The following is a 13974-nucleotide window of genomic DNA, read 5'->3' as shown; positions in this document are numbered from 1 at the left end:
GCAGGGAGGCGCGGACGGGGCCGGCGCCCCCTGACAGGGACGCCGGCCTCTGGTTCACGGCAGCGGCCGACTCACTCAGGACCCGCAGTGTCCCGTGAGGCTCACGCCCCTGCGGGACACGGCTACGGGATCATCGGCAGCGTCACGTCCCGTTGCGGAGGGATGGCCACGCCGTTCTGCTGAAGGGTGACGGCCCGCGCCGGAGAGGGAATGCGGATGCCCTCCAGACGGAAGCGCTTGTGCAGCTGCTTGATGAACTCGTGCTTGATTCTGTACTGATCGCTGAACTCTCCGACGCCGAGGATCACGGTGAAACCGATCCGCGAGTCCCCGAAGGTGTGGAAGCGGACGGCGGGTTCGTGGTCGGGGACCGCGCCCTCGACCTCCTTCATGACCTCGCTGACGACCTCGGACGTGACGCGCTCCACGTGGTCCAGGTCGCTGTCGTAGGCGACGCCGGCCTGCACCAGCAGGGTCATCTCCTGTTCCGGGCGGCTGTAGTTGGTCATGTTCGTGCTCGACAGCTGGGCGTTCGGGATGATGACGAGGTTGTTGGAGAGGTTGCGTACGACGGTGTTGCGCCAGTTGATGTCGACGACGTACCCCTCCTCCCCGCTGGTGAGGCGGATGTAGTCGCCGGGCTGGATCGTCTTCGAGGCGAGGATGTGGATGCCGGCGAAGAGGTTGGCGAGGGTGTCCTGAAGAGCCAGCGCGACTGCGAGGCCGCCGACGCCGAGGGCGGTGAGCAGCGGGGCTATGGAGATGCCCAGCGTCTGGAGGACGACCAGGCAGCCGATGGCCAGGACGACGACGCGGGTGATGTTGACGAAGATCGTGGCCGATCCGGCCACACCGGACCGTGACTGCGTGACGGCTTGCACCAGGCCGGTGATCACGCGCGCCGCCGTGATGGTGGCGGCGAGGATGAGGAGCCCCGACAGGACCTGGTTGACGGTGTGGTTGACCCGGTCGGTCAGCGGAAGTGCCGCCGCGGCGGCCGTGATCCCGCCGGTGAGCGCGGCGACCGGCACCAGCGCCCGCAGCGCGTTGACGAGGACGTCGTCTCCGCTCCAGCGCGTACGGGTCGCGTGCTTGCCCAGCCAGCGCAGGAGAAGTCGCAGCAGGAGACCTGCCGCGAGCCCGACAGCCACCCAGATTCCCGCGACGATCCAGTCGTGCGGCGTGAGATCGCGGTTCACCGGTTGCCTCCCACCGCATCAGGAAGGGATCGTACGTCCGGTATGCAATGTGTCGTCAACGTGTTGCCGCCTGCTGCCTCGGTTCCGGAATATGTAAAACCGCCGGTGACGAGACGCCCGTCGACCGTCGGTCCGCTCATCTTCCTGCATCTGCGGGGGTCTTCGCGTCACAGTCGAGGGGGTCCACCGACTTGTTGCGCAACTCACCGGCCGACGAGGGCCCGGGTGATCTGACGGGTGGTCTGCTCGGCAACCGAGGGTTGGCGGCGGCGTACGCCATGCAGGCGTGCACCGCGGCGAAGTACGCCATGCAGGTGTGCACACCGTGGGCGGAGCCCCTGCCCGCAACTGTGTGTCAACCAGGCGCCGGACCAGGCCTGCATCCATCAAGGGGCGGATGTGCGAGGTTTCTTCGGCGGTCAAGAGCGGCTCCTGCGGCCGGCCCGTCGGCACGACATGCTGTCGACGGTCACGATCGCAGAGACACGAGGCTCTCGTCACGGTCGATTCGGTCAGCGGGCGAACGCTCCACATCCGACGGCCAGCGCTGTACGGGGGCGATGTAGCCGAGCCGGGTACTCCAGCTCCAGCGGTCGCCGCGCGAGGTGAGGGAGAGCACGGACGACGGCACGTCGAGGTGCCAGAACGCTCGTGCCGGTGCGGCCATGGCATGGACGAGCGAGGCCCGGATGATCGCCGGTTCGGTGACGGCCAGTACGTGCCCGGCATCGGTGGGGACACTGCTCAGCCAGTGCGCGGTCCGCCGACAGAGCTCGCGTACCGACTCGCCTCCGTGGGGTGTGGCGTCGGGGTCCGTGAGCCAGGCGGAGAGCCCGAAGGGGTCGTCGGCCACGATGTCGCCGACCGTGCTGCCGTACCACTTGCCGTAGTCGAGGTCGCGCAACCCCGGTTCCGGCGTGGTGTCCAGCCCGAGGCTGTACGCGGTCAGCGCGCAGCGGGTCGAAGGCGCCCGGACGGCCAGCGAGTGGGGAGGCAGTGCTGCTATCGCCGCGGCTGCCGCACGCACGGCGCGCTTGCTTTGAGGACCGTCTCCGAGGCGGGTGTCCGTGAGGGGGGCCGGAGCGGTCGCACACAGGAATGTCAGTGTGACGGTCATGGCATTGACCTCCTTCTGCCGGCCGAGATGACAGGGGCCCGGTCCGGTTCCCGCGAGTCAGGTGATCAGGCGGGCGGGTTCGGTGGCGGCGTGCAGCAGGTACTCGAGTGAGCCCCGCCGGAAAGGTGTCGCCGAGCGGTCGAGGCGGATCAGCCGTCCTGTCGACGACGCACGGAAGCGGGTGTCGTCCGCCGGGGCGGACGCTACGACCGAAGCCACGGTGTGCGTCATAAGCCAAGCGTCGGCGAAACGGCCCGGGGCAACCATCCGGCAGATGTCCGGAACTGCCCCCGCCGACCGGCTGGCGACCGTGCCGCCCGAGACACCGGCGTACGGTGCCCGACCAGCGGTTTCCCGGCGACGGACGTGCCCCGGAGCAGGGGAGCGGACCCGTCACGCTCTGCCGTCGGTCGGCAGTTCCAGGTGAAGTTCGTATCCGCCGTCCGCCGTCGGGCCGGAGGTGACGGTGCCGCCGAGGAGCGCGGCACGCTGATGCAGGCCGACCAGGCCGTACCGCGCGCTGGGCAGGCTGAGTGTGGGCCTGGTCGGAGCGCTGTTGGTGACGGTGACCCGCACGGTGCCGTCCTGGTGGCGGACGCTCACCGTCGCAGCGGCGCCCGGCGCGTGCTTGCGTACATTGGTCAGTGCCTCCTGGACGGTGCGGTAGATGGCGCGCTGGACGGCCGGCGAGACGCCGTTGGGCAGGTCCGTCCGCAGCTCGGCCTCGATGCCGCTGCCGTCGATCAGCTGCTGGAGGTCGGCCAGGGAGGGCTGCGGGGTCAACTCCGTGGGACGCCCCCCGGAGGCGCGCAGGACGTCGACCATGTGCCGCAGCTCCTCGAGGGTCTGCACGCTCAGTCCCCGGATCGTGGCCGCGGCGTCCTTGACCTCGGCGTCCTGGCTGCCGACCTGGAGCGCCCCGGCCCGTACCGCGATCAGGCTGACCTGGTGGGAGACCACGTCATGCATCTCCCGGGCGAGCTGCGCGCGCTCCTTGGCCAGCACGGACTGGTCGGTCAGCATCCGCTCGTGGTCACGCGCCTCGGAGATCTCGTTGAGCCGCAGCGACAGGTCCCTCCGAGCCTGGACGAGCTGGCCGAGGAAGCAGGCCGCGGCCGCCGTCGCCGATGTGTAGCCCAGTGTGATCAGGGTCGACGTGTCCGTCAGGTCGATCTCCGGCGACGGCCACGACGACATGTCACAGATCGCGTATGCCACGCCGCAGAAGCCCAGCACGATGCGGTTGCGGGACAGCGAGGCGAGCGAGTACAGCGCCACCAGCCCGGCGAAGATCGCGGCGGACAGCAGGATGGCCGGCAGGGTGAGCAGGAAGGTGAGCAGAGGCAGGCGGCGGCGCAGCAGAAGGGAGAAGGCGGCTCCCACGGCGAAGGCCAGACGCAGCGGCTCGTCGGCGTCGAGGTGGGCCCAGACATCGAGGAGCGCGACGGCGACGAGGGCGGCGTCGACGACGACGGGGGGAACGTGTCGGCCGTTCATTCCCGCTCCTGGTCCCGAGGCTGCTTGAGGAGGCCCGCCCTCTCGGCGAGCAGGGCGGCCTGTACGCGGCTCGCCACCTCGAGCTTGGTGAGGATGGCACTCACATGGTCCTTGACCGTGCCGGTGCTCAGGTGGACCCGTGTGGCGATGTCGTTGTTCGACAGCCCCTCGGCGACGAGGACGAGGACATCGCGCTCGCGATCGGTCAGCCGTGCCACGCTGCCGGCGGCCGCTTCCTGGGATCCGGCATCCAGATAGGTGTCGACGACCATCCGGGTGACCTTGGACGACAGGACCTTGTCGCCGCCCGCGAGGTCGCGCACCAGGAACGGAAGTTCTTCGGGGTCGGTGTCCTTGAGCAGGAAACCGGCAGCGCCCGAGCGCAGTGCCGTGGCCACGTATTCATCCATGTCGAACGTCGTGAGCATGGCCACGACGGGAGGCTCGGGCAGCCGGCGGAGGGCGGCCAGGACAGTGAGTCCGTCCACGTCGGGCATACGGATGTCCAGCAGCACGATGTCGGGACGTTGCTCCTTCACCGCTTCGACCGCCTGGCCGCCGGGAACGGCGGCGACGACCGTGATGTCGTCCGCCGCGTCGAGGATGCGCTGGAAGCCCGTACGGATCAGGGCCTCGTCGTCGACCACCATTACCCGGATCACGTGTGCTCCATTCGCCACCGGACCACTGTCCGATTCGTACCATGCCGAGAGGCGCTTCGCGGGTGCCGGAGGCCGAATGCGGCCGCGTGGCGGGGGACGCCAGCCGGTCGGCGGGGTGCCTCCGGCGCTCTGCCGTGGCGCGGCGCGACCGCTCCCTCGGCCCGGTGGCCACGGCGCCCACTCAGACCGGCAGGCTCCGGCCGTCAGGACGGATCCCCCGCTGTCCGTCACGTGATCCGGCGAGCCGGAGCGGTGGCGGCACGCAGGAGGTACTCCAGTGGTCCACGACGGAAGTAGCGGGTCCACAGAAGGGCGAACAGCATGGCCGCCACAGTGAAAGCGAGGAACACCGGCAGTGGGGCCCAGCCGTCCAGATCCTCCAGGTTGTCGGCGCCCAGGAAATGGATCGCCACGATATGGGCGACATAGGCGGTCAAGGAGATCGACCCCACCGCGGCGAGCGGAGCCAGCAGCCGAGGGCGGTCCTTGGTGAGCTGAACCGTCAGGCAGCAGACGGCCAGGACGGCGAGCGCGACACCGGTGTTGCCCACGATGGACCACGTGGTCTGACTGTGCGGGACGGCCACCAGCAGCCAGGCCGGATACCCGGACGCGAACTCCTCACCGACGGCGTCCGACCACCACGCGGAAGCGGGAGGCCCACCGCCCGCAGCGGCGCTGACCGCTGCCCGAGCTCCGGGAACCATGTGCAGAGCGAGCCACGATCCCCCGTAGCCGATCACGGCGAGGGCCGCGCCCGTGCAGGCCAGCTTGACGAGGGTGTCACGGCGAGAGAGGTCCAGCTTGGCCAGGGCCATGCCGGCGACGATGAAGGAGAACCAGGTCAGCGCCGGATACTCACCGGTCACGAACAGTTCGAGAAGCCCGTCGGAGTCGGTGATCCGGGCCAGCGGATCAAGGTCGATCAGGGTGTCCGCCCAATTTCCGCCGTCGACAGCCGCCCTCAGCAGGTACAGCACCTGAGGCAGGACGAGAGCGGTCGACGCCGCGATGATCGCCAGCGTCCTCGCCGTCAGCCGGTACAGCGGGAGCGCGAGGACGAACAGCAGCCCGTAGAAGGCCAGGATGACGTCGACATCGGTGTCGAGCAGGACCAGCGCGTAGCCCAGGACGATCAGAACGGCGGCGCGGATCAGAACGCGGCCTGCCGCCTGGCGTCCGCTCCGCCCTGTGCGCGGCTGCGGACGGCCCATGAGCAGGATCAGGGTGAAGCCGGCCAGGAGGGCGAACAGCGCCGCCGACCGACCGCGCGCCACCTCCATGAGCCAGCCCATCGGGCCGCCGACCGATGGCTCGGGGCCGATGTGTGCGGCGAACATCCCGAAGATTGCCAGGGCGCGCGCGACATCGAGACCGATCATCCTCCCCGTTGACGGGGTGTGGCCGGGTGCGTCGTCCACGACTGTCGCGGACGGCATGCCCGGAGCGGAGACGCGTCTCATTGGGCACCAATCTCCGGGAAATTGTTGATTTCAACCATCCGGCAGGTGACCGGAGTACCCCCGCCGACCGGCGGGGGTACCTCGGGTCTGCCGGCCGATTTCGTGCGAGTCGGCAGACCGGGGTTGTCCGCGCCGCCCGACGCCGCGATTTCGCAGCCGCATTCGTTTGCCCTGCCGGATCCCGAAGTCCTGTGCCGGATCTGTCCCATCGGGCCGACCCGATGGGTTGAGGAGTGTTTACACTGGGGAATTGCCTTGATTACCACATCTGTTACCAGCCCCGATATGCGCGGTCCGGTGGGACCGAGGGACATCTCGACGTGAACCGCACCGACTGCAGGTGAACGACCATGTACTCGCAGTTCGACGAATCGACGACTGATCATGTCCTCGTGGCAGGCGGATTGTTTGTCCCGGCTCCGGGCCGAGCGTGCATCCGCCGGACGCACGTTGCCCGGGCTGAGGCTTTCCTTGTGCCCCGGAAGGAACTGTTGTGAAGGGCAACAGCACTGAGGTGGATACTGCCGCATCCGATTCCCCGGCCCTGGTGGACTCTTCTGCCGGTCGCCATGAACAGCCCAGCTCCGAGGCGCAGTTGGCCGAGATTCTCGCCGGAGTTCTGCACACTGACGAGGTGTCGGTGGACGGTGATTTCTTCGCCGATCTGGGTGCGGATTCGTTGGTGATGGCGCAGTTCTGTGCCCGCGTGCGTAAGCGTGATGATCTTCCGACGGTTTCGATGAAGGACGTCTACCGCAACCCCACGATCCACCGGCTGGCCACAGAATTCCCCGGCGTGTCCACCGAGCCGACCGCGGTGGATTCCCGCGGTGTCACTGATGCGCCGTCACGGGAGGTGGAGGCGCAGTTGGCCGATGTACTGGCCGGAGTTCTGCACGCTGACGAGGTGTCGGTGGACGGTGATTTCTTCGCCGATCTGGGTGCGGATTCGTTGGTGATGGCGCAGTTCTGTGCCCGCGTGCGTAAGCGTGATGACCTTCCGACGGTTTCGATGAAGGACATCTACCGCAACCCCACGGTCAAAAGCCTGGCCGCCAATCTGGTGGTGCCGGAGGGCGAACCGGCCCCGACCGACGCCACCGCGCCGCAAGCCGGGGGAGTGAAGACTGCCGAGCCCTCCCCGGCCGGCATCGATGAGCCGGCCGCTGTGGTGACGTCGCGAGCCGGTACGGGGCAGTACATCCTCTGCGGGACGCTGCAACTTCTCTTCTTCCTCGGTGTGTCCTTCCTCGCCGCCCTCTTCGCCGTGCGCGGCTACGAGTGGATCCAGGACGGCTCCGGGGCTCTCGACCTCTACCTGCGATCGACGCTGTTCGTGACCGCGGCCTTCGTGGGCGCCTGTGCCCTCTCCGTGGTCGCCAAGTGGCTGCTCATCGGCCGCTTTCTGCCCCGCCGGATTCCGGTGTGGACCCTTGGGTATCTGCGTTTCTGGTGTGTGAAAACACTGATCCGCTCCAGCCCGATGCGCCTGTTCGTCGGTACACCCCTGTATGTGCTGTACCTCAGGGCACTGGGCGCCAAGATCGGCCGCGACGTCGCGATCTTCTCCCGCAACGTGCCGGTGTGCACCGACATGCTCACGGTCGAGGAAGGCACCGTCATCCGGAAGGACGTGTTCTTCTCCGGCTACCGGGCGCACGACGGGGTGATCGAGACGGGTCCCGTCACGCTCGGACGGAACGCGACGGTGAGCGAGCAGACCGTTCTCGACATCGACACCGTGATGGGTGACAGCGCCCAACTGGGCCATGTCTCCTCGCTCCACAGCGGCCAGAGCGTCCCCGCGGGGGAGGCGTGGCACGGTTCCCCGGCCGAACCGACCACCACCGACTTCCGGGCCGTCGAGCCCACATCGTGCGGCGGAGTGCGGAAAACCCTCTACACCGCTGCCCAACTCGTGCTGCTGTTGGGCGTCTATCTGCCGCTGGCGCTCGGCGGTCTGAGCCTCGTCTTCTCCGCACTGCCGCAGCTGGATGCGCTGCTGAACCCCGAACCGGCGTTCACGAGCCCCGGGTTCTACATCGATGCCCTGCTGGCCTCCCTGGTGGCCTTCTTCGGCGGCCTGCTGGCGGGCCTCGTGGCCGTGAACGCGGTGCCGCGGACGCTCCGCCCGGTGATCAAGCCGGGCAAGATCTACCCCCTGTACGGCTTCCACCACGGTCTCCAACGAGCCCTCACGCGGCTGACCAACATCAGGTTCTTCGTCCTGCTCTTCGGCGACAGCTCCGCCATCGTCCACTACCTGCGCTGTCTGGGATACGACCTGTGCAGGGTCGAGCAGACCGGCTCGAACTTCGGCTCCCTGGTCAAGCACGACAGTCCCTATTTGAGCCAGGTCGGCAGCGGGACGATGGTGGCCGATGGCTTGTCGGTCATCAACGCCGACTTCTCCAGCACGTCTTTCCGCTTCTCCCCGACCTCGATCGGAGCGGGCAGCTTCCTCGGCAACAACATCGCCTATCCCTCACGCGGCCGCGCCGGCGACAACTGCCTGCTCGCGACGAAGGTCATGGTGCCCATCGACGGGCCGGTGCGTGAGGGCGTGGGGCTGCTGGGCTCCCCCAGCTTCGAGATCCCGCGCACGGTGATGCGCGACAACCGGTTCAACGATCTGGAGACCGGCGACGAACTGCGCCGTCGCCTGTCGGCCAAGAACAGGCACAACGGGCTCACCGCCACGCTGTACTTGCTGATGCGCTGGTTCCACTTCTACGTCGTCGCCCTCATCGCGATGGCCGCCGTCGACCTGTATCACGTCCACGGTGTGGCGCCGATCGCCGTGGCCGGCCTGTTCACCCTGGTGTTCACCGTCCTCTTCTACTCCCTGGTGGAACGGACCATCACCCGCGTGCGGCCGCTGAAACCGCTGTACTGCTCGATCTACGACCTGTCCTTCTGGCGCCACGAACGCTTCTGGAAACTGACGACGCACCGGTACATGCAGCTCTTCAACGGCACCCCGTTCAAGAACGTCGTCTGGCGGCTGCTGGGCGTCCGGATCGGCCGCCAAGTCTTCGACGACGGCTGCTCGCTGATCGAACGAGCCCTCGTCACCATCGGAGACCGCTGCACCCTCAACGCCGGAACCGTGATCCAGTGCCACTCCCAGGAGGACGGGGCCTTCAAGTCGGACCAGGCGACACTCGGCGCCGGTGTGACCCTCGGGGTCGGTGCTTTCGTCCACTACGGCACCACCGTGGGGGACAGGGCGTTCCTGGCGGCCGATTCCTTCCTGATGAAGGGTGAGGAAGTGCCTCCTGATGAGAGGTGGGGTGGCAACCCGGCCCGGGAGGGAGTCGCGGTCATGGCCGGGCAGCCCGGGGGCGGAAGGGCATCGGTGTCACGGACGGCGGGGTAGACGCCGTCCGTCTGAACCGGCTCCGAGATCGTCGTGCAGCGCCGCGCGGAGGCCGCACACGCGGCGCGGAGAGTACTCGCTTTCGTGGATCAGCCGTTGCGAGATGCTCATGTTCCATGTGGTTAGTTCGTCGTCACCGAAAGTCACTGTTGTCGGGTGCGTCGCTAGGGTCGGGCACCCCGCGCATGGAAGGTGCCCTTCGGCTACGTGGAAGGTCTGCGTGTGAGCACTCGCCTTGGCATGACTCGGGGGAAGGCGCTCGTCATTGCGGCAGTGGCCGCGATCGTCGCCTCGACACTCTCCGCATCGCTGTCGACGGCCGCAGAAGGAAACGACGGAACGGAGCGCGCCCGGACCACTGGGGCGTGATCGCCCGCAATACGATCGGCTCTCCCGTAGCCGATTTGCGGAACGGCCCGTACGGCTCCTTCGGTGTGACGGGCACCGCCGCCAGGCCGCCCTACGGACGGGGCAGCCTCGGTATCGCCGTGGCGGACGGATTCACCTCGCTGAGCCCCGCCGGCGAGAAGGTCGACTTCGGCAATGAGGTCGACTTCTTCGGCGACCCGGTGCAGGGGCTTCGGAGGGTCGGGTTCCACGTCTTCCAGACCGGGGAGAACATCACGTACGGCGGCACCGAGAACCTGCCGAACATCCGGTTCGAGATCGATCCGAACCTGACCGCGCTCCCGACCGACAACTACTCCACGCTCGTGTGGGTGCCGGATGCCTCCCCCGTGACGAACGGCTGGAGTCCCTTCCTCGATGCCACCTCGACCGGCTACTGGTACCTCACCGGCAACGAGACGGCCTGCAACCCTGCCGCCGAAGGCACGTTGGAGGAGCTGAAGACCTCGCTCAACGACGGTGGCCAGGGAGCGACCATCCACACGGCCGCGGTGGGCAAGGGCCGCGACAACATGTGGGTCGGGGCCGTTGACGGCCTGCGTATCAATCAGACGGTCTATGACTTCGAGACCAGCGGCGTCAAGGAGCGCCGGGCCGGCTGACGCTACCGGCCGTGCCCTGGAGCGACCGACCGGACGACGATCGGGGCGATCCAGGGCACGGGTGCCTTGCCTTCCGTGAGCGTCAACTCCTGGCGATCAGGGCGTAGCGTTCGTCGGTGACCGGACCGCCCCACAGGTCGGCCTTGCCGCTGAGGTCTTCGACGCGCAGGTGGGTGACGAAGGGGCTGACAGCGGCAGTGAGGTCGTCGGCGCTGATGCCGCGATGCCAAGGCAGGGTTTCGGCGCCGGCCACATACGGAACTCCGCTTTGTCCGGCTTCTCGCCAGCGTCCCTCGATCAGGACGAGAGTGCCGCCGGGCCGGAGCCGGGCAACCCAATTGCGCAACGCGACCAGCGGGTCGGGCAGGGTCCACACCAGATGCCGGGAGAGCACGACGTCGAAGGTCTCGTCGCCGGTGGGCGGAGCGGCGGCATCGCCCACCAGGAAGCGCCCCTCCAGGTGTGCGGCGAGGAGCTTGGCCCGGGCCTGTTCGGCCATGCGCGGTGCGAGGTCCACGCCGGTGACCCGGTGTCCGGCTTCGGCCAGCAGCAGCGACAGCGACCCGGTGCCGCAGCCCACGTCCAGTACGTCCGCCGGGCCGGCCGGCAGCCAGGAGACAAGGCACCTCGACCACGCCTCGCGGGTCTCGTCCTGGCGCAGGCCGTGGTCCGGCTCGTCGTCGAAGGCGGGGGCGGCAGCATCCCAGTAGGCCCTGATGGCAGCAGAGTTGGTCATGGGGCCGACCCTTTCATCCGGCACTGACAAGGGGTCCTGCCCGATGTCCGGTGGGTGCGAGCGGCTGCCTACCGCCGGCCTCCGGTTCGTGCTCGGTACGGCCCTTTCATCGCCGGGCGCCGCGGGTGCGCAGGGCGAGCGCGCCGGCCATGGCCACGGCGCCCACACCGACCGCGGTGAGCGTGCCGGGCGACGCGAACGGGCGGTACGAGCCGGCGGCCATCAGGGACCATCGCGTCTGGACGGACAGCGCGCTCCCGACGCTCTGCAGAGACCCGAACGACAGCACCGACATGCCGGACCCGATGGAGCCGATGGACAGCGAAGAGCCGATGGACCCGATGGAGAGCGCGCTGCCCACCGAACCGATGGACAGCACGGAGCCCACGGAGCCGATCGACAGGAAGGAGTCCTTCGACCACAAGGAGAGGGCGGAACCCCGGACTGCACGGGACGGGAATCGCGTCATACGGTCATTGTGTCGTGAGACGGCGAAGCTCGCGCTGCAATGCGCACACGTGGCCGAAGAACTGCCGGAGCGGTGGTGTCGTCACGATCGCTCGGGATTCGAACGGTCCTGTGGGAACAGGGCCGTCAGGATCCGCTGGAATCGCGAGGTCATCTCGTCGGCGGTCTGCTCGGGATGGTGCCGCCACCAACCGACCGCAGAGCTCACCGTCCCGTACCAGAGGTGCGTGACGAGGTCGGCGTCGAGCGGCTCGGTCACCTGTGAGGCGCTGAGCACCTCGGCCACGCCGACCGCTCCCATCCGGTTGAACTCGCGCCGGTACTCGGTCGCCCTCGCATGGAGGTCGCTGTTGGCGGCCACGGTGGTGTCGTAAACGAGTTCCCAGTCGTGCAGGCGGGATTGGAGCGCCCGGAAGACGGCCTCCATGGTGCGCGCGGCCCGCGCGATGTCCGGTGACCCGTCCTGCGCCGATTCGATCGCCGCGGCGAGGCGGGAGCCCGCGCGGTCCAGGCAGGCCAGATAGAGCCCGTCCTTGGACCCGAAGTACTCGTAGATCATGGGCTTGGTGATCCCTGCCCGCGTCGCGATGTCCGCGGTCGACCCGCGCACGTAGCCCTTGGTGCCGAACTCCTCCGCCGCCGCGTCCAGGATCAGTTGTTCCCGGTCCCTGCGGGGCATTCCCTTGGTTCCCACACCGCGCGTGGCCTTGTCCTGCTTGCTCATGGAGGCATCCTATGTCAATCTGACCGCTCGGTAACTTACCCATCATTAAGATCGGTGGTGTCGGGCGATGCAGGGCAGGACGCGTTCGTGGTGGGGATGGGGCAATGTCGAGGACGCGGTGGTCGGCCCGGAGCGGGACGCCCTGACCCGGAGGGTCTCGGATCTGCTGCCGGGAGCGGACCTGACGGCACACGCGGCGCCGCCGATCGAGTCGTTCGGCGTGGGCGCGAGCAGAGTCCGGGCGCCGCGGACTCTGGCGCCGATCGTCTCCGAAGGTGTACGCGACCGGCTGGCGCACAGCCACGGTCAGGCTTTCCGCGACGTTGCCCGGGCGCTGCTGGGGAAACTGCCGCACGTGCCGGACCTCGTCGTACGCCCCACCTCGGAGGCCGAGGTCGTCCAGGTGCTCGACTGGTGCAGCGACGCCGGCATCGCGGTCGTCCCCTTCGGTGGCGGTTCCTCGGTCGTCGGCGGCGTCGAGCCGCGTGTCGGCGGCGACTACGCAGGGGCGATCAGCCTGGACCTCACCGCGATGAACCGCGTCCTCGAAGTCGACCGGACCAGCCGGGCCGCACTCGTCCAGGCCGGGGCTCTCGGCCCGGAGCTCGAGGACCAACTGCGGCCCCACGGCTACACGCTTCGGTTCTTCCCCCAGTCCTTCGAGTTCTCCACCCTCGGCGGCTGGCTGGCCACCCGCGCCGGGGGCCATTTCGCGACGGTCCTGACCCACATCGACGACCTCACCGAGTCCCTCCGGGTCGTCACCCCCGCAGGTGTCGTCGAGTCCCGTCGGCTTCCTGCTTCGGGTGCGGGCCCTTCGCCCGACCGGATGTTCCTCGGCTCCGAGGGGTCGCTCGGCGTCATCACCCAGGCATGGGTCCGCCTCCAGGACCGCCCCCGGTGGCGGGCAGGCGCAGCGGTGGCCTTCAGGGACTACGACGCGGGCGTGAACGCCGTGCGCTCTCTCTCCCAGTCGGGCCTGCATCCATCCAACTGCCGCCTCCTGGACCCCGTGGAGGCGTTCATCAACGCCGGCGCCCCGACGGCCGTCCTGGTGCTCGGCTTCGAATCCGCGGATCACCCCGTCACCGCCTGGATGGAACGCGCCGTAGAACTCTGCCGCGATCACGGCGGCACCCTTCCCGAGCCGGCGCGCTACACCGACACCGCCGACCGGTCCGCGCACAGCGGAGCCGCCGACACCTGGCGGTCCTCGTTCGTACGGATGCCCTATCAGCGGGACGCGCTCGCGGCTCAGGGCATGATCGTGGAGACCTTCGAGACCGCGTGCACCTGGGACCGGTTCGACAGCCTCCGCGCAGCCGTCGACGACGCGGCCCAGGACGCCATGCGCAAGGTCGGCGCCACCGGTGTGGTGACATGCCGGTTCACGCACGTCTACCCGGACGGCCCCGCACCGTACTTCGGGATCTACGCCACCGGTGACTGGGGCAGGACCGTGGAGCAGTGGGACGAGATCAAGGCGGCCGTCTCCGAGGCACTGCTCGCCACCGGTGGCACCATCACGCATCACCACGCGGTGGGCCGCGACCACCGGCCGTGGTACGACCGGCAACGTCCCGACCTGTTCGCCGCGGCTCTGCGGGCCGGCAAGGCGACGCTCGATCCGGCGGGCATTCTCAACCCGGGCGCTGTGATCGATCCTCTGCGCCGGCGGCAGGACCTGCCGCCGGCGTGAGAGGAGCCGCAGGGCTCGGC

At 68.6% G+C, this 13974-nt stretch carries 12 protein-coding genes; 3 read left to right on the top strand and 9 right to left on the bottom strand.

Annotation, left to right across the window (positions count from 1 at the left end; genetic code table 11):
- Positions 1–122: 122 nt before the first annotated feature.
- From RPQ07_RS02095 to RPQ07_RS02070, 6 genes are all read right to left on the bottom strand, one after another.
- The gene (locus tag RPQ07_RS02095; protein ID WP_313942241.1) at positions 123–1199 is read right to left on the bottom strand and encodes a mechanosensitive ion channel family protein; all 1077 of its coding nucleotides are present in this window, start codon (positions 1197–1199) and stop codon (positions 123–125) included.
- 469 nt (positions 1200–1668) lie between these two features.
- Positions 1669–2316 carry a histidine phosphatase family protein gene (locus RPQ07_RS02090; protein WP_313942240.1) on the bottom strand — a complete coding sequence of 216 codons (648 nt, stop codon included), beginning with the start codon at positions 2314–2316 and terminating at the stop codon, positions 1669–1671.
- Between the two features lie 57 nt (positions 2317–2373).
- On the bottom strand, positions 2374–2535 hold the full coding sequence (locus tag RPQ07_RS02085) for a hypothetical protein (RefSeq protein ID WP_313942239.1): 162 nt from the start codon (positions 2533–2535) through the stop codon (positions 2374–2376).
- Between the two features lie 174 nt (positions 2536–2709).
- The gene (locus RPQ07_RS02080) at positions 2710–3813 is read right to left on the bottom strand and encodes a sensor histidine kinase (protein ID WP_313942238.1); all 1104 of its coding nucleotides are present in this window, start codon (positions 3811–3813) and stop codon (positions 2710–2712) included.
- On the bottom strand, positions 3810–4475 hold the full coding sequence (locus RPQ07_RS02075) for a response regulator transcription factor (RefSeq protein WP_313942237.1): 666 nt from the start codon (positions 4473–4475) through the stop codon (positions 3810–3812). Before RPQ07_RS02075 ends, RPQ07_RS02080 begins: the two co-directional genes overlap by 4 nt.
- A 227-nt stretch (positions 4476–4702) precedes the next feature.
- The gene (locus RPQ07_RS02070) at positions 4703–5914 is read right to left on the bottom strand and encodes a DUF418 domain-containing protein (protein WP_313942236.1); all 1212 of its coding nucleotides are present in this window, start codon (positions 5912–5914) and stop codon (positions 4703–4705) included.
- 571 nt (positions 5915–6485) lie between these two features.
- On the opposite strand from RPQ07_RS02070, the gene RPQ07_RS02065 reads away from it, so the two are divergent.
- Both RPQ07_RS02065 and RPQ07_RS02060 read left to right on the top strand, forming a co-directional pair.
- Positions 6486–9317, top strand: coding sequence for a Pls/PosA family non-ribosomal peptide synthetase (locus tag RPQ07_RS02065; RefSeq protein ID WP_313942235.1), 2832 nt, complete (start codon positions 6486–6488; stop codon positions 9315–9317).
- Positions 9318–9682: 365 nt separating this feature from the next.
- The gene (locus RPQ07_RS02060; RefSeq protein WP_313942234.1) at positions 9683–10327 is read left to right on the top strand and encodes a hypothetical protein; all 645 of its coding nucleotides are present in this window, start codon (positions 9683–9685) and stop codon (positions 10325–10327) included.
- 82 nt (positions 10328–10409) lie between these two features.
- Here RPQ07_RS02060 and RPQ07_RS02055 read toward each other — a convergent pair whose 3' ends face one another.
- The 3 genes from RPQ07_RS02055 to RPQ07_RS02045 all read right to left on the bottom strand — a co-directional run bounded on the left by RPQ07_RS02055 (position 10410) and on the right by RPQ07_RS02045 (position 12255).
- The gene (locus tag RPQ07_RS02055; protein ID WP_313942233.1) at positions 10410–11063 is read right to left on the bottom strand and encodes a class I SAM-dependent methyltransferase; all 654 of its coding nucleotides are present in this window, start codon (positions 11061–11063) and stop codon (positions 10410–10412) included.
- A gap of 106 nt (positions 11064–11169) precedes the next feature.
- Positions 11170–11532, bottom strand: coding sequence for a hypothetical protein (locus RPQ07_RS02050; RefSeq protein ID WP_313942232.1), 363 nt, complete (start codon positions 11530–11532; stop codon positions 11170–11172).
- A gap of 81 nt (positions 11533–11613) precedes the next feature.
- Positions 11614–12255: a TetR/AcrR family transcriptional regulator gene (locus RPQ07_RS02045; RefSeq protein ID WP_313942231.1), complete on the bottom strand. Its 642-nt coding sequence runs from the start codon at positions 12253–12255 to the stop codon at positions 11614–11616.
- Positions 12256–12322: 67 nt separating this feature from the next.
- Between RPQ07_RS02045 and RPQ07_RS02040 the strand changes: the two genes are divergently transcribed.
- Positions 12323–13954 (top strand): FAD-binding oxidoreductase, encoded by a 1632-nt coding sequence (locus RPQ07_RS02040; protein WP_313942230.1) that lies wholly within the window; start codon positions 12323–12325, stop codon positions 13952–13954.
- Positions 13955–13974: the final 20 nt, after the last annotated feature.

The sequence above is a fragment of the Streptomyces sp. AM8-1-1 genome (assembly GCF_032229325.1).
GTDB classification, from domain to species: Bacteria; Actinomycetota; Actinomycetes; order Streptomycetales; family Streptomycetaceae; genus Streptomyces; species Streptomyces achmelvichensis.
This window is presented reverse-complemented; position numbering and strand designations above follow the sequence as displayed.